The following is a 16,783-nucleotide window of genomic DNA, read 5'->3' on the forward strand; positions in this document are numbered from 1 at the left end:
GGTGCGGGCGCCGGCGATCCTCGCTGGGCGTGGCAGGTTCTTCAGCGCCCGGCTGGCGGAATCGGCCAGTACCGTCCGGTGCTGCACGGTCCCGGCCTCCGCCAGTTGCTGCCCGAACTTCTACCGGGTTCTGCCCGGCTCCTGGAACGGGCTCCGCTTCTGCGACCGTCTGCGCGCGATTCAGGTTGAGGACACGGTCCAGCCGGTCCGGGCTGGACACGCGCTCCCCCGTTGCCCAGCGGTGCCTTGCCATGGCATCAGCGTAGGAACATACGCTTTGCCAAGCGGCCCCGCCGGTCGCTATGTGTACAACCCACCCGCAGCGGAGCCTGTGTGGAGTGCAGGATCAGACGCGTCGCGTCAGGAGCGGGTCGGACAGCGCCACCGCAAGGACACCGAGACCGGTGTGCGCAGCCAGGACGGCCGGTAGCGGGGTCAACACGGCATCGGCACCGTCCGGCGCCCGCTCAGCGGCAACCTCGGCCTGCGACCTGTTGCCGAAGTAATGGTATGCGGCGACGCTGCCCGATGGGCGCCGGTGAAGGTCCTCCCTCACCAGTTCCTCAAGGCGCTGTCGGGCTCGTGCCGCAGTGCGCACCTTTTCGAGTGGTTCGATCGCTCCGTCCCGCACAACCAGAAGGGGCTTTACCGCGAGCAATGCGCCGAAAAAGCCGGCGGCAGCCCCGATCCGTCCACCGCGCCGCAGCTGTTCAAGGCTGGGAACGTAAAACAAGACGCTTGTTCCGGCGCACAGGACCGCGGCACGGTCCGCGGCCTCTGAGGCGGTCGCTCCGGCGCGCAGCGCAAGAGCCGCCGCCGCAACCCCGCACCCCTGAGCCATGCCGACGGTACCGCTATCAACCACATGCACCGGGATGGACACAGTGCGCGCAGCCCAGCGAGCGGCGTCGACCGTTCCGGACAATCTGCCCGACAGGTGGATCGAGACAATCTCCTTGGCGCCTTCGCGCTCCAGCCTCCGGTAAACGCTCTGGAAGTGGCCCGGCGACGGACGCGACGTGCGCACCTCCGCCCCTTCCGCGAGAGCCACTGCGAGCGGCTCGAGCAGGTTGTCAGCCCCTTCACCATAATGGCGGCCCGAGATGATGACCGGCATGGGCACGACAGCGACGTTTTCCGCAGGACCGCCTCCCATGACCCATGCCGGCGGGAAGGCGGCGGCGGAATCGGTGACGACCGCCGTCGTCGGTTCCGCCGCCGGTTCTCTACCGACGGCGGCGCGGCCTGCACGGCGGTCAAACCATGCCACGGCGAAATCTCCTCGCCGGCCGGTCAGGCCGGAACGATGTTGACCAGTTTCGGCGCCCGGACAATTACCGTCCGGATGTTCCTGCCGTCCAGCGTTCGCTGGACCTGCGCGGAATCGAGGGCGAGCTCACGAAGCGCATCCTCGGTGATGTCCGCCGACACTTCGAGGCGGTCCCGTACCTTGCCCTGAACCTGGACGATAGCCGTCACAGTGTCCTGAACCAGCAGTGAGTGATCCACAGCGGGCCAACCGGCAGCCGCCACTGACGCGGGGTGGCCCAGGCGTTCCCAGAGATCCTCCGCGGTGTACGGAGCGAAGAGACTGAGGATGATCGCCGTGACCTCAGCTGCTTCACGGACAGCAGGGTCTGCACCGCCCGCTCCTGAATCGATCGCCTTGCGGGTAGCGTTCACCAGTTCCATGACCTTGGCGACGACCACATTGAACTTGTTGTTCTTCAGCAGGTCACCAGCCTCGGCAAGGGTGCGGTGGGTGACCGAACGCAGCGCGCGATCCCCGGATGCGGCATCGGAGTCGCGCTCGGACGTCACATCGGCGCCGAGGCGCCACGCGCGGGCGAGGAACTTTGCAGAGCCCGACGGCGAAACATCCGCCCAATCCACGTCGTCTTCCGGTGGGGAGGCAAAGACCATTGTGAGGCGGATGGCGTCCACGCCATAGCGGTCGAGCTGCTCACCAAGATTCACACCGTTGCCCAGCGACTTGCTCATTGCCTTGCCGCCGTTGAGCACCTGGCCCTGGTTGAGCAGGGCAGAGAAAGGCTCCGTGAAGTTGACCAGCCCGAGGTCGAACAGGACCTTGGTGAAGAACCGGCTGTAGAGCAGGTGGAGGATGGCGTGCTCCACCCCGCCGACATACTGGCCGACCGGCAGCCACTCATTGACCTTTGCGGAGTCGAACGGCACGTCGGTGGCGTGCGGATCGGCGAAGCGCAGGAAGTACCAGGACGAGTCGACGAAGGTGTCCATGGTGTCCGTATCCCGGGTAGCCGGTCCCGAACACTGTGGGCACTGGACGTTGACCCAGTCCGTCGCTGCTGCGAGCGGCGACGTGCCTTTCGGTGCCAGGTCTTCTCCGCGCAGGTCGCTGGGCAGGCGTACCGGAAGCTGCTCATCCGGGACGGGAACCTCGCCGCATGCACCGCAGTGGATGATCGGGATGGGCGTTCCCCAGAAGCGCTGACGTGAGAGCAGCCAGTCCCGCAGCCGATAATTGACCGTGCGCTCGCCGGTACCCTGGGCGGCGACCAGTTCGATGGCCCGCTGGATCGCGGCATCCTTGGGAAGCCCGTTCAGTTCGCCGGAGTTGACCAGCGTCCCCTCCCCCGTGGTCGCCTTGCCGGAGACCGCCGGATCCTCCTCCCCGGTGTCCACCACCATGCGCACGGGCAGATCGAAGGCCCGCGCGAAGTCGAGGTCACGCTGATCGTGTGCAGGAACGGCCATGATTGCACCGGTGCCGTAGTCCGCGAGCACATAGTCGGCGGCCCACACCGGCAGCTTCTCCCCATTCAACGGGTTTACTGCGTAGCGTCCGGTGAAGACGCCGGTCTTCTCGCGTTCGGTGGACTGGCGCTCGATGTCGCTGAGCGTGTTGACGCTCGCCCTGTAATCGGACAGTGCGGCAGCATGCTCGGGGGTCACCAGGTCCGCGGCGAGATCCGCGTCTGCGGCTACAACGAAGAACGTGGCACCGTGGAGCGTGTCCGGCCTCGTGGTGAAGACGGCGACATCGGTAGCCGGCAGGGTGCCGTCGGCCTCGATCGTGAAGGTGACGTGCGCGCCCTCCGACCGGCCGATCCAGTTCCGCTGCATCGCCAGCACACGTTCCGGCCAGTGTCCCGCCAGCGGTTCCATGTCTTCAAGCAGCCGGTCTGCGTAGTCAGTGATGCGGAAGTACCACTGGTTCAGGCTCTTCTTTGTAACGGGACTCCCGCAGCGCTCGCACGCACCATTGACAACCTGTTCATTCGCGAGCACGGTCTGGTCCTTCGGGCACCAGTTGACCGGATGATCCTTGCGGTAGGCGAGCCCTTTTTCAAAGAAGCGCAGGAACAGCCACTGGGTCCAGCGGTAATACTCGGGATCCGAGGTCTGGAGGCGCCGGGACCAGTCGGCGCTGATCGCGTAGCGCTTGAAGGACGCCGCCTGGGTGTCGATGTTCGCGTAGGTCCACTCGCTCGGGTGCGCGTTGTGTTTGATGGCGGCATTCTCCGCGGGGAGCCCAAAGGAATCCCAGCCGATCGGGTGCAGGACGTCGTAACCGAGTTGCCGCCAGTAGCGGGCAACGACGTCACCCATCGCGAAGGCCTCCGCGTGCCCCATGTGAAGGTCCCCGGAGGGGTAGGGGAACATGTCCAGCACATAGCGGCGTTCCCTACTGCCGTCATCGACCGGTGTGAAGGTGTCAAGCTGTTCCCACACAGGAAGCCACTTCGCCTCGATGTCAGCGAAACTGTACGTACCGGCGTCCGGCTCTTCCACCGTGGGATTTATGCTCACTGTTTCTTGCCCTGTCTGTTGACCACTGGTGACCGTCTTCTCCATCCACCATCGCTTCACCGCTCCGAATGGGTGCCCAGGGTTCATGGCAGGCCCCGGACACACAAAAGCCCCTCAACACAGGAGGGGCGGCCGCGCTCGAATGCGCGGCTAGATAAGGAGCAGATGCGCGAACATTCTTCCACCTTAGCGCAGTTTGGCCCCGGCAGTGTTCTTCAGGAGTTACCATATTTCCATTGGGCGCAACTTTCTGTTATCGCACCCAGCATGCCGAGGCGGAATGCGCCCGCGGCTGATCGGCCAGCCACCGCAGGAGGTGGACTGTTCTGCAGGCATTCTGGCCCGTCGTCGTTAGGTAGACGAGAACAATGACACAAACCATTCCCACCGCAGATCCATCGCCTCAGACCCTCGGCGATGATGCGGTTGCCCTGGTGCGGCGTTGGCTGCACCAGGGCACATCCGGTGGTGACGCCCAGCGCACCACCGGAACGGCTCCGGCAGGCAGCACACGCGGATCGAAGTCCGCGCAACTCCTCGCTGAAGTCCTCAAGGACCAGAACGGCCTCGACTTCACGATCGGTTTCGTGGACCGGGTGATCCGGCCGGAAGACCCTGCCGTTGCAGCACGGAACCTTGCCCAATTGGCCCGGAAGACGCCGTCGTTCCTGCCCTGGTACATGAAGGGCGCCGTCAGGCTGGGAGGGGTCATGGCCCCGGTCCTGCCGCGCGTCGTCGTTCCGGTGGCACAGCGTGTGCTGCGGGAGATGGTCGGCCACCTCATCGTTGATGCCCGTCCCTCGCACCTCGGCAAGTCAATTGCCGCCCTGCGCGGCGAGGGCGTGCGCCTGAACATCAACCTCCTGGGCGAAGCCGTCCTCGGCGACAAGGAAGCTGACGCTCGGCTCAGCGGCACCCGTGACCTCCTGGCGCGCGACGACGTCGACTACGTCTCCATCAAGGTCTCGTCTGTGGTCAGCACCCTCAACCTCTGGGACTTCGAAGGCACGGTCGAGCGGGTCACTGAGCGGCTGCTGCCGCTATACCGGCTGGCAGCCTCATCCCCGGCTCCGAAGTTCATCAATCTGGACATGGAGGAATACCACGACCTTGATCTCACCGTCGCGGTCTTCAAACGCATTCTCGAAACTCCAGATCTGCGGAACCTTGAGTCCGGGATTGTCCTGCAGGCGTATTTGCCGGACGCGCTCGGTGCACTGCAGGACCTGACCTCGTGGGCGCAGGAGCGGCGTGCCGCCGGTGGGTCCGCCATCAAGGTCCGCCTGGTCAAGGGCGCCAACCTCGCCATGGAGCTCGTGGATGCCGCCGTCCACGGTTGGGAGCCGGCCACGCTGCCGAGCAAGCAAGCCACAGACACCAACTACAAGCGCTGCCTGGACTGGGCACTGCGCCCCGAAAATGCGGACGCTGTTCGCCTCGGGGTTGCCGGGCACAACCTGTTCGATATTGCGCTCGCCCGCACGCTTTCCGTTGCCCGCGGGGTCGAGGACCGGATCGAGTTCGAGATGCTGCTCGGCATGGCTGAAGACCAGGCCGCAGAGGTGCGCAAGGACGTTGGCTCGTTGCTTCTCTACACCCCGGTGGTGAAGCCGGCGCAGTTCGATGTGGCGATCAGCTACCTCATTCGCCGTCTTGAGGAGAACGCGAGCCAGGAAAACTTCATGAGCGCCGTTTTCGAGCTCACGAAGAACGAGGAGCTGTTCGAGCGTGAGAAGCAACGCTTCCTCGCATCGCTCACCGAACTCGAACCTACGGTGCCTCAACCGAACCGTTCACAGGAGCCGGACCGCTTCACCGCAACCGGGCCCGGCGAGTTCCGGAACCAGTCCGATTCGGACCCGTCCCTGCCCGGCATCCGGGAGTGGGCCAACGAGGTTCTCAGCCGTGTCCCCGGTTCCACCCTGGGCGTCGCGCTCGTGGAGGCGTCCCAGCTGGAAACCAACGACGACGTCGACACCGTCATCCGATCGGCGCGCATGGCACAGCGCGAGTGGGCGTCGAAGTCGGGAGCAGAGCGGGCGGAAGTGCTGCGGAGGGCAGCGGCCCAACTCGCTCTCAGCCGGGGGGACCTCGTGGAAGTTTCGGCGAGCGAGACAGGTAAGACCATCGCCGAGTCAGACCCGGAAATTTCAGAGGCAATCGACTTTGCCAATTACTACGCGCTGCTCGCTGAAGAACTCGACACCGTTGAGGGGGCCCGGTTTGTCCCTGCAGCGTTGACCGTGGCTACCCCGCCGTGGAATTTCCCCGTGGCCATTGCCGCCGGTTCCGCGCTCGCTCCGCTGGCTGCCGGGAGCGCCGTCATTCTCAAGCCTGCGCCCCAGGCCAAGCGGTGCGCGGCTGTCATGGTCGAGGCGCTGTGGGAGGCCGGTATTCCCCGCGACGTACTGGTGTTCGCTGACGTCGCAGAAGGGCCGGTCGGGCAACATCTGCTCTCCCACCCCGAGGTGGACCGGGTCATTCTCACCGGTGCCTACGACACCGCGAAGTTGTTCCGGTCCTGGCGGAACGATCTTCCGCTGCTTGCAGAGACCAGCGGCAAGAACTCCCTCATTGTGACGCCAAGCTCCGACCTCGACCTCGCTGCTGCGGATGTCGTCCGGTCTGCCTTCGGCCATGCCGGCCAGAAGTGCTCCGCCGCGTCGCTGGCCATTCTGGTGGGATCGGCGGGTACCTCCGCGCGTTTCCGCAATCAGCTGGTTGATGCTGTGGCTTCCCTGAAGGTCGGCTACCCCGAGGACCCTGAGACCGAGATGGGTCCGATCATCGAGCCGGCCGCGGGCAAGCTCAAGGATGCTTTCACTACGCTCGGGGAAGGCGAATCGTGGTTGGTCAAGCCGAAACAGGTTGATGACACCGGCCGGCTCTGGAGCCCAGGCGTACGCACCGGGGTCAAGCCCGGCAGCTACTTCCATATGACGGAATTCTTCGGTCCGGTGCTCGGCATCATGCACGCTGAGTCGCTTGAACAGGCGATCGAGTGGCAGAACGCCAGCGCCTATGGTCTGACCGGTGGAATACACACCCTGAATCCCGAAGAAGTCTCACAGTGGCTTGAATCAGTGGAGGCGGGCAACCTCTACGTCAACCGCGGCATTACCGGCGCGATCGTTCGCCGCCAGCCGTTCGGGGGGTGGAAGCGCTCGTCCGTTGGACCGGGCGCCAAGGCGGGTGGACCGAATTACCTCATCCACCTCGGCAGCTGGGAGCGCGAAGAGCTCCATCCGGGTAACGTTCACGCGCCGCTCAGCGGGCCGGTCCGCCAGCTGCTGCACGCGGCGGAAGTCCCCGACGGCAACCGCGGCTTCCTTGCCCGTTCCGCAGCCGACGATCAGCGTCACTGGGTGCGCACCTTCGGAACGCATGAAGATGTGTCGGCCCTTGGCGTTGAACGGAACGAATTCCGGTACCTGCCGACTCCGGTGACCGTCCGGCTCAACGAAGCCGGCACTATCGGCGACTTCGTCCGGGTGGTAGCGGCAGGTCTGCGCAGCGGCTCGACCATGTCGGTATCGACCCCGGAGCCGCTTGCACCGGCCCTCACGGCGGTCCTGTCAGCACACAATGTCGCCCACCGGGTAGAGGACGACGCCGCGTGGCTGGCTGCCGCCCCGTCAGCGGGCCTGGGCCGGGTGCGTCTCGTGGGCGGCGGCTACTCGGAACTGTGTGCAGCCACTGACGGCGATCCGGACATCGCTATCTACAGCGGTCCCGTCACAGAGGCCGGCCGAATTGAGATGTTGCCGTTCCTGCGTGAGCAGGCGGTGACAATCACGGCGCACCGTTTCGGAAATCCGGACAACGTCTCGGGAGAAGTCCTCCGCTAAACACCCGAACCAAACTCCTCTCGCTCAAACGCAACGGGCGCCTGACCAACTCAGGCGCCCGTTGCGTTTGCGGTAAGGACCGGTAGGTTCCGGCGGCACCTACCAGCGTCCGACACAAAAAAGCGGAGCGGACAGAAACGTCCGCTCCGCTTTTTTTGGTGCTAGGAAGAACTACTGAACGTCCTCATCCACCCAGTCGAAGGTCTTGGTGACAGCCTTCTTCCAGTTGCGCAACTGACGGTCGCGCTCGGCGTCGTCCATCGTCGGGAGCCAGCGCTTGTCTTCGGACCAGTTCGAGGCCAGCTCGTCCGTGTCCTTCCAGAAGTCAACGGCGAGGCCCGCGGCGTAGGCGGCACCGAGTGCCGTGGTTTCCGTGACTTTCGGCCGGATCACGGGAATACCAAGGATGTCGGCCTGGAACTGCATCAGCGCGTCATTGGCGACCATGCCGCCGTCGACACGGAGATCTTCCATGTTGACGCCGGAATCAGCGTTGGCGGCGTCAAGCACCTCGCGTGTCTGGAAGGCGGTTGCTTCCAGGGCAGCGCGGGCAATGTGACCCTTGTTCACAAAGCGGGTGAGGCCCACGATCGCACCGCGGGCATCGGAGCGCCAGTACGGTGCGAAGAGGCCGGAGAAAGCGGGAACGATGTAGACGCCTCCGTTGTCCTCGACCGACTTCGCAAGCTGCTCCACCTCGGGAGCGGTCTTGATGATCCCGAGGTTGTCCCGGAGCCACTGGATGAGTGAGCCGGTGACGGCGATCGAACCTTCGAGTGCGTACACAGGCTTGGCGTCGCCGAGCTTGTAGCAGACTGTCGTCAGCAGGCCGTTCTTCGAGTGGACGATCTCCTCACCGGTGTTGACGATCATGAAGTTGCCGGTGCCGTAGGTGTTCTTGGCACCGCCCTTCTCAAACGCCGCCTGACCGAAGGTCGCAGCCTGCTGGTCGCCGAGAATACCCGCCACGGGAACCTCGCGGAGGAGCTGCGAGCTGTGAACGTTGCCGTAGACCTCGGAGGAAGACCGGATTTCCGGCATCATGGAGGCCGGAACGCCGAAGGTTTCCAGGATGGAGGAATCCCAGCTCAGCGTTTCGAGATCCATGAAGAGGGTGCGGGAGGCATTCGTGACGTCGGTGATGTGCACTCCGCCATCAGCACCGCCCGTAAGGTTCCAGGTCACCCAGGAATCGGTGTTCCCGAACAGGAGGTCCCCGGCTTCAGCCTTCTCGCGGGCGCCTTCAACGTTGTCGAGGATCCACTTGATCTTCGTTCCGGAGAAGTAGGTTGCCAGCGGCAGGCCGACCTGCTGCTTGAACCTCTCCACACCGCCATCAGCAGCAAGCTCGTCGACGATCGGTTGGGTGCGCGTGTCCTGCCAGACAATCGCGTTGTAGACCGGCTGGCCGGTGTTCTTGTCCCACACAACGGCGGTCTCGCGCTGGTTGGTGATACCGACGGCGGCGATGTCATGGCGGGTCAGGTTGGCTTTTGAGAGGGCGTTGCCGATGACCTCACGGGTGTTGTCCCAGATTTCAATCGGGTTGTGCTCCACCCAGCCGGCCTTGGGGAAGATCTGCTCGTGCTCCTTCTGGCCGGAGGAGACGATGTTCCCCTGGTGGTCGAAGACGATTGCACGGCTTGAGGTGGTTCCCTGGTCAATAGCGATGACGTACTGCGGCATTACTTCTCCTCATTGAGTGTACTTCTCGGTTCATTCGGACGGCGATGGCCCAGGATCATCTGTGCCACCGGCTGGTGTGGCTCAGGCTGCGGGAGTCGGGAAGGTGACCAGCATGGCGATCAAGCCGCCAAGCACACCGCCGATGATCGGCCCGACAACCGGAACCCAGGCGTAGCTCCAGTCGCCGCTTCCCTTGCCCTTAATCGGCAGGAACGCGTGTGCAATGCGAGGACCGAGGTCGCGGTTGGGGTTGATGGCGTAGCCGGTGGGTCCACCGAGCGATGCGCCGATACCGACGACAAGCAGAGCCACCGCGAGCGGGCCGAGGCCCGACGGCGTACCGGCGAAAGCGATAATGACAAAGACAAGAACGAAAGTGCCGATGATCTCAGTGACCAGGTTCCAGCCGTAGTTACGAATGGCTGGGCCTGTGGAGAACACTCCGAGCTTGTTTGCGGGATCCGGTTCGGCATCGAAGTGCTGCTTGTAGGCCAGCCAGCAGCCCACCGCACCGAGTATTGATCCGAGCATCTGCGCTGCAAAGTAGGCAAGCGCGGTGACCAGGTTCTTATCGACGCCGGGAGCGAACTCCGCGATGTCGCCATTAGCCCACAGGCCGACAGTGACGGCGAAATTCAGGTGCGCTCCCGAGAGCGCAGCGACGTAAACACCGGCGAAGACCGCAAGGCCCCAACCGAAGTTGACCATCAGGAACCCGCCGTTATTTCCCTTGGTCCCGGCCAGCGCAACGTTGGCCACGACCCCTGTACCTAGCAACAGCAGCATGAACGTGCCGAATGTTTCGGCGACGAATACTTCCAGAGACATCTTTGACTCCTCCATTTATTCAACTGTGGGCCGTATTGACCCCGGTACCGTGATGGTCGCGGCACCGCGTTACTCCCCCGGCAAGTGCTGCCGTTGGTTCTCAGCCACCCGAGGGCTGCTGAAGGTTGCTTGTAACCTATGCAACCAAACTATGCACACTCACCTTGTGTTGTTCCTGCAACAATCGGCGGGTGTCTTCGATTTCGCCCTTTCGCTCGGCTGCAGTCCAGTCGAGGTAGGTCCCGAGAATGTCGGCGATCTCGTCAATCAGCTCTGCGCTGACGAGTCCGTTGAAGGCCAGCGCGGTCCTTCTGATGATGACATCGGAGATGTGCTGTACCTGTTCTTGAAGCACCATGTACTCGAGCTCACGAGTGGAGACTTCCCGGGTAGTCTGCAGCGGGCGGTCCTCGCCGTCGACGATAAAGGCAGCGACCTCGGCGGCTCTCGTGCCGTAGCGCTCGAGCAGGAGCCGGACGCGCTCCGCGGGCAGCCCTGCTCCATTGGCTTCGGTCCAGGCAGCAATGTCACGTGGTTGCTGCGGGAATCCCATCCCGCCGCCGATCGGCATTGCTGCAGTGGAAACGGTCCTGCTGCGCTGCAGCAGGCCGAGGACCTCGTCCGCGAGATGCTCCGAGAGCGCACGGAAGGTGGTCCATTTGCCGCCCACCAGGCTAAGCATGGGGCGGTTGGCGGTAGTTCCCCGTTCAATGCGGTAGTCCCGGGAAACGAAGCCGGGTTGGGTGTCGTCGTGGCGCGGCAGCGGGCGCACACCTGAGAAGGTGTAGACGATGCTGTCCCGGGTGGCGCGAACAGTCGGGAAGACATGGTGGATCAGATCGAAGAAGTAGTCGATCTCGGCGTCGGTGCAGACAGCCGCGGCATCCATGTCCGTTTCAATGTCGGTGGTGCCGACCAGCACACGGTCCCCCATCGGGTAGATCAGAACGATCCGGCCGTCCGAATGTTCAAAGAAGATCTCCCGGCCGGCGCAGGCCGCCAGCAGTTCCGGATGATCGAGCACAATGTGGGAGCCTTTGGTTCCACCCATGAAACTGCTCGGTTGACCCAGAGCGCTGTTGGTTCCGTCCACCCAGGCCCCGGACGCGTTCACGACGACGTCGGCCTGAACCGGAAAGACCTCGCCGCTGAGCTCATCGCGGAGCACGATGCCTTCGTCACTGCTGCCGACCGCGCTGACGTAGTTGACGGCCCGTGACCGGGGGTTGGCGCGCAGTCCGTCCTGGAGCACGTCGAGCGTGAGCCGCTCGGGGTTGTGGACGGAGGCATCGAAATAGGTAGCCGTGTACTTCACATCCGGCCTCAATTTGGGTAGTTGAGCAAGGGAGGCTTTCCGCCCGATGAACTTATGGCGGGGCACGGTACCGCCTGCCCGCGAGAACGCATCGTACAGTGTCAGCCCGGCCTTGATCAGAACGGCGCCGCGCTCGCGGGGTGCGCCCTGCCTGTGGGTAAGGAACCGGAGCGGGGCGGCCAGGATACCGGAAAAGGTGCTGAAGACCGGGATGGTTGTCTGGAGCGGCTTGACGTAGTGGGGTGCGAGTTTCAAGAGGGCATTCCGCTCCACAACCGATTCACGCACCAGCCGGAACTCACCATTCTCGAGGTACCGAATGCCTCCATGGATCATGTGGGACGAGGCACCCGAGGCGCCCTGGCAGTAATCGCCGCGTTCAATGAGCGTGACGTCAATGCCCTGAAGCGAGAGATCGCGGAACGTACCTACCCCGTTGATGCCGCCGCCGATGATGAGTACGGAGGTCCTTCCCGCATGCTTCAACTGCTGGACGCTATCCCGTAAAGGACGGTTCTGTTCGACCGACGGCGTCGTCGGCCCGGTGCTGTTCCTCACGGGATGCTGGCTCCTTGACTAGTGGTGCAATACGGTTCTGACCCCTATTCTTTGGAGGATTGGGAATATTCGTCAACAACAGTGCACAAACGTGCACTCACCTACGGAGAATTCAGTGAACACTGCTCCCCCGAACGCCGCTGACCGCGCAAATGCCCGAAATTCCGACGTCACCCAGCCGCGTAACCGCGACGCTCTCCGCGCCGCCCAGATGTACTACCTGCAGGACCTCACCATGAACGCGATAGCCCGTGAGCTGCGTACGTCCCGCTCCACCGTGTCCAGGCTTCTCTCCATGGCGCGGGAAACGGGGCTAGTCCAGATTCAGATCAATAATCCCCTTGACCGGGCACCTGCTCTTGAACGTGAGATCCGCAACCGTTTCGACGTGGAAGCGCATGTGGTTCCCGTGACGGACCTGGTGAGCGACTCTGATGTGCTCGACCGCGTTGCCATCCAGGCAGCGCGGACGCTGGGACCTTTGGTTGACTCCAATGCGATCATCGGTGTGGCCTGGGGATCGACTATCAGTGCCGTCAGCCACCACCTGACACGTAAGGTCACGCATGACAGCACAATCGTTCAGTTGAACGGCGCAGGTAACACGCAGACCACCGGAATCACCTACGCGAGTGAGATTCTCCGCCGCTTCGGCGCTGCCTATGGAGCACGGGTCGAACAGTTTCCGGTTCCTGCCTTCTTCGACCATGCCCACACCAAGACGGCCATGTGGGCCGAGCGCAGCGTCAGGCGCATCCTCGACCTACAGGAGCGCATGACCATGGCAATCTTCGGGGTAGGGTCAATCGGCGCGGGCATTCCCAGCCATGTCTATGCGGGCGGCTACCTCGATGAGGAAGACCTCGGGATCCTTCGCGAGAACCGGGTAGTCGGTGATGTTGCCACCGTCTTCTTCCGCGCTGACGGCTCCTACAGCGACATTGTCCTCAACAAGCGCAGCACGGGACCTGACCTCAGGATGCTCGGCCAGGTCAGTCGCCGCATCTGTGTGGTGTCCGGTGAGACGAAGATCAACGGCCTACGCGGCGCGCTCGCTGCCGGGCTGGCAACCGACCTCATTGTGGATGAACGTTCAGCCCGTGCGCTGGTGCGCCAGGGCTGATTCGACCGGCTCGCCGGTCATGACGCGCTCCCGGCCCCACCTCGGTAGAGTCGGAGGCATGCATACTTCCGGCAAGGTATCGGTCTCCAACGGCGTCGTCATGGACCGGCTGGGTTACGGTCTCTACAAGGTACCGGCGGACGATGCCCACGGGCTGTGCACCCTCGCGCTCGAAGCCGGCTACCGGCTGCTGGACACCGCTGCCATGTACGGGAATGAGGAGGGAGTGGGCCGTGCCGTGCGAGATGCCGTCGACGCCGGCCATGTTGAGCGCGGCGACGTCTTTGTGACGTCGAAGGTCTGGAATGAGGATCACGGCTACCAAGCGACACTTGCCGCGTTCGAGGACTCCCTCAAGCGTTCCGGCCTCGACTACCTCGACCTCTACCTGATCCATTGGCCGTGCCCGGCCAAAGACCAGTATGTCGACACCTGGCGGGCACTCGAGGAGCTCTACTCACGGGGCAGGGTTCGTGCCATCGGGGTATCCAACTTTCAGCGACACCACCTCGAAAAGCTTCTTTCCCGAACGGAGGTGGTGCCTGCTGTGAATCAAATCGAACTTCATCCCTACCTGCAGCAGCAGGACCTGAGGAGTTTCAATGCCGAGCACGGCATCCTCACACAGGCGTGGAGTCCTCTCGGACGCGGGAGCCTGCTCACGAACCCCACCATCACCCACATTGCCGCCAAGCATTCCAGGTCACCGGCGCAGATCATTCTCCGTTGGCATCTGCAAACCGGCGGCGCGGCCGTAGCAAAGGCCAGTTCGCAGGAACGGATTGCTGAAAATTTCCGGCTCTCCAACTTCACGCTCGACACGGTGGATATGACCGCCATCGCCCAGCTCGACTCGGATACCCGGGTCGGTTCCCATCCGGACCTGGTCAACTGAGATGGTGGTATTGAATCGCGCTGCCACGGTGCGGTCACTTCACGTGAACGGCGGCTTGCGGCGTTTCTGGGACTTTCCGCCGGAAGGAGCGGCGCCGGACGCGCCTGCGATCTTCATGGTGCACGGATTCCGCGGCGACCACCACGGACTGCTGCGGATCATCGAAGCGCTTCCGGCCTACCGCGTTCTTGCGCCGGACCTCCCGGGCTTCGGTCAGTCCGAGCCCCTGGACGGGACGCACGACGTCGCGGCGTACGCTGCGTTTGTCCGGAGCAGTATGGACCGGCTTGCCCTCGGTCCCCAGACGGTGCTGGTGGGTCACTCCTTCGGGTCCATCATCGCGGCCAGGGCCGCGGCAGACGCTCCCGGCGCCTTCAGCGCGTTGGTCCTCATCAACCCGATCAGCGCTCCAGCCCTCGAAGGGTCCAGTCGGATTGCCACCCGCCTGGCGGAGCTGTACTACCGCCTTGGCGCAGCTCTTCCCGAGCAGGCGGGACAGGCAGTGCTGCGCAACCGCATCATCGTGCGTGCCATGAGCGAGCTGATGGCTAAAACCCGGGACCGCCCGCTGCGGCGGTGGATTCACGCGCAGCACCGCGCCTATTTCAGTGCGTTTGCCTCCCGGGAGGTTGTCCTGCAGGCATTCACAGCGTCCATCAGCGCGACTGTCCGGGACAGCGCCCGCCGATTGCAACTTCCGGTGCTCCTGATCGCCGCTGAGAGGGATGACCTCGGGACGGTGCAGACGCAGCAGGAGCTTGCGGCGCTGATGCCGGACTCCACACTCGTGGTGCTTCCGGAGGTGGGTCACCTCGTCCATTACGAAGCGCCTGATGCCGCGGCCGGCCACATCGCCGATTTCGTAGAGTCGAGGACCCGATGAAAATCCTGATCGATGCCAGGTTCACCCGCACCGACCACCACGACGGCATCAGCCGCTATGGAGCCAGCCTCATTGAAGCGCTCGCACATCGGCCGGACGCCGAGGTAACCATGTTGGTTCATGACCGTCGGCAATTGGCCCTGCTACCGGACGTTCCGCACGTGATGATCAACAGCCCGCTCTCCCCCGCCGAACTGTTCGTCTCCTGGCGCATCAACCGCCTGGAGCCGGACGCCGTGTTCTGCCCGATGCAGACCATGGGCTCGTTCGGGCGCCGTTACCCGCTGGTGCTCACGCTTCACGATCTCATCTACTACCAGAACCGCACGCCGCCGGGCTTTCTGCCCCTACCGGTCCGGGTTCTGTGGCGGCTGTACCATCTGGCCTACTGGCCGCAGCGGATGCTTCTGAACCGGGCCGACGTCGTTGCCACCATCTCGGCGACCACCCGTGCCCTGATGGAGACGCACCGGCTGACGCGGCGCCCGATCCGGATAATTGGCAATGCCCCCCAATCAGGTGCCGTACCGCGGTCACCGGAACCGGCTCCGGACAAGTCGCTGCTCTACATGGGATCCTTCATGCCCTACAAGAACGTGGAGACCCTGCTGGCCGGGATGGCAGGCCTGCCCGACTACACGCTTCATCTGCTGAGCAGGATTACGCCTGATCGGCGGGCGGAGCTCGAAAGGCTTGTACCCGCCGGAGCAACAGTGGTCTTTCACAATGGCGTCAGCGACCGGGACTACGATCAGTTGCTGCGCTCTGCCACTGCCCTCGTGACGCTCTCCCGGGCTGAGGGTTACGGACTTCCCGTCATCGAAGCCATGGCGGTGGGTACCCCCGTTGTCGCTGCTGATACGCCCATATTCCGCGAGGTAGGAGGAACAGCGGCGTTGTACGTGCAGCCGGATTCACCCGAAGAGTTCACCAGTGCCATCCGGGCGCTTGATGATCCGCTGCGTTGGAAGAGCGCGTCCGATGCCGGTCGGGAACAGGCCCTTAACTATTCCTGGGACACCTCGGCTGAGTCACTCCTCGCCGCACTTGAAGAAGCAGCAGGGCTCCACGACGAACCCGCAGGCGGTGGGCGACGACGTTCACGGGCTCGGCAGCGGTGACTGGCTGGAGCACTGAGGCGCTAGAGTGCCCCGACAGGATCGATCCGAACGTGGACAGGTTCGGAGGTCCGCCTGGCCGAGAGCGAAACCCGGCGCGCCCGTAACGCGCCGACGACCTCTGCGGCATCGCGGTACCGGAAGAACACCAGAGTACGGTGCGAGCCCGCCGCTGACTGTTGGCCCGGTTCCTCCGGGCCTGCCGGACCCGCTGCGGCGCGCACTGCCGTTGGACCGACAACCCTGCACGATGGCGGCAGGTCCACTCCTTCAAGGAAGGCCGCCAGTGACTCCAGGGAACCGGTCAGCGCTGCGTATCGCACGGCCGGCGGCAGCCCCAGTTCAGTGCGCAGTTCGAGCTCACGCGCCGCAGCACCGGCAGGATCCCAACGGACCAGGTGGCCGGCAGCGACGTCGTCATCCGCGGTGACAACCACCACACCGCCTGCCGAGGCAGGACGGGCGAGCACCGCAGCGTTGAACCAGCGCTGGAGGGTACTCTCCAGCGCACGCAGGGACTCCCTGCCCAGAAGCGCGTTCCCGTCCAACAGGACCACGGCGGCGTAGCCCGAAGCCGCCACAGGTTCGGCACCCGGGGTTGCCACCACCACTCGGGGCGAATCATCCACCGCATCGAGAATATGATCGCCGGACGAGGAAACGACGACGGCGCCGGGGAACGCCCGGCCCAGTTCCTCGGCGGTGCGCGCAGCGCCGCTGACGGTGGAGCGGAGCCG

General features: G+C 64.1%; 11 protein-coding genes and 1 pseudogene. 5 read left to right on the forward strand and 7 right to left on the reverse strand.

The features are described 5' to 3' along the window. The 3 genes from P4U43_RS15105 to leuS all read right to left on the reverse strand — a co-directional run. Window positions 1-253 (reverse strand): hypothetical protein (locus P4U43_RS15105; protein ID WP_277359475.1); only part of this gene is annotated, 253 nt, incomplete at its 3' end. Between the two features lie 93 nt (window positions 254-346). Further along, complete coding sequence (locus P4U43_RS15110; RefSeq protein ID WP_277359476.1) at window positions 347-1,270, reverse strand: DegV family protein; 924 nt, start codon at window positions 1,268-1,270, stop codon at window positions 347-349. Window positions 1,271-1,293: 23 nt separating this feature from the next. After that, window positions 1,294-3,792, reverse strand: a complete 2,499-nt coding sequence (leuS, locus tag P4U43_RS15115; protein WP_277359477.1) for a leucine--tRNA ligase — start codon at window positions 3,790-3,792, stop codon at window positions 1,294-1,296. Window positions 3,793-4,160: 368 nt separating this feature from the next. Between leuS and P4U43_RS15120 the strand changes: the two genes are divergently transcribed. Next, window positions 4,161-7,640, forward strand: coding sequence for a bifunctional proline dehydrogenase/L-glutamate gamma-semialdehyde dehydrogenase (locus P4U43_RS15120; RefSeq protein ID WP_277359478.1), 3,480 nt, complete (start codon window positions 4,161-4,163; stop codon window positions 7,638-7,640). A 171-nt stretch (window positions 7,641-7,811) separates the two neighbouring features. On the opposite strand, the gene glpK is transcribed toward P4U43_RS15120, so the two are convergent. From glpK to P4U43_RS15135, 3 genes are all read right to left on the reverse strand, one after another. Continuing rightward, entirely contained in the window at window positions 7,812-9,326 is a 1,515-nt protein-coding gene (gene glpK / locus P4U43_RS15125; protein ID WP_056549465.1) for a glycerol kinase GlpK, read from the reverse strand. 81 nt (window positions 9,327-9,407) lie between these two features. Continuing rightward, a complete protein-coding gene (locus P4U43_RS15130; RefSeq protein ID WP_277359479.1) occupies window positions 9,408-10,154 on the reverse strand; it encodes an MIP/aquaporin family protein in 747 nt (248 codons plus the stop codon). 136 nt (window positions 10,155-10,290) lie between these two features. Then, a complete protein-coding gene (locus P4U43_RS15135) occupies window positions 10,291-12,027 on the reverse strand; it encodes a glycerol-3-phosphate dehydrogenase/oxidase (RefSeq protein WP_404800754.1) in 1,737 nt (578 codons plus the stop codon). A 211-nt stretch (window positions 12,028-12,238) separates the two neighbouring features. Between P4U43_RS15135 and P4U43_RS15140 the strand changes: the two genes are divergently transcribed. The 4 genes from P4U43_RS15140 to P4U43_RS15155 are packed head-to-tail and all read left to right on the forward strand — an operon-like array spanning window position 12,239 to window position 16,049. Continuing rightward, window positions 12,239-13,150 (forward strand): sugar-binding transcriptional regulator, encoded by a 912-nt coding sequence (locus tag P4U43_RS15140; RefSeq protein WP_277359484.1) that lies wholly within the window; start codon window positions 12,239-12,241, stop codon window positions 13,148-13,150. A 58-nt stretch (window positions 13,151-13,208) separates the two neighbouring features. Continuing rightward, a complete protein-coding gene (locus tag P4U43_RS15145; RefSeq protein WP_277359480.1) occupies window positions 13,209-14,045 on the forward strand; it encodes an aldo/keto reductase in 837 nt (278 codons plus the stop codon). A gap of 1 nt (window position 14,046) precedes the next feature. After that, entirely contained in the window at window positions 14,047-14,928 is an 882-nt protein-coding gene (locus P4U43_RS15150; RefSeq protein WP_404800755.1) for an alpha/beta fold hydrolase, read from the forward strand. After that, window positions 14,925-16,049, forward strand: coding sequence for a glycosyltransferase family 4 protein (locus P4U43_RS15155; RefSeq protein ID WP_277359482.1), 1,125 nt, complete (start codon window positions 14,925-14,927; stop codon window positions 16,047-16,049). Before P4U43_RS15150 ends, P4U43_RS15155 begins: the two co-directional genes overlap by 4 nt. Before the next feature lie 20 nt (window positions 16,050-16,069). On the opposite strand, the pseudogene P4U43_RS15160 reads toward P4U43_RS15155, so the two are convergent. Then, a pseudogene (locus P4U43_RS15160) lies at window positions 16,070-16,783 on the reverse strand (primosomal protein N'); the annotation flags it as partial.

The sequence above is a fragment of the Arthrobacter vasquezii genome (assembly GCF_029455255.1).
Classification (GTDB): Bacteria; Actinomycetota; Actinomycetes; order Actinomycetales; family Micrococcaceae; genus Arthrobacter_D; species Arthrobacter_D parietis.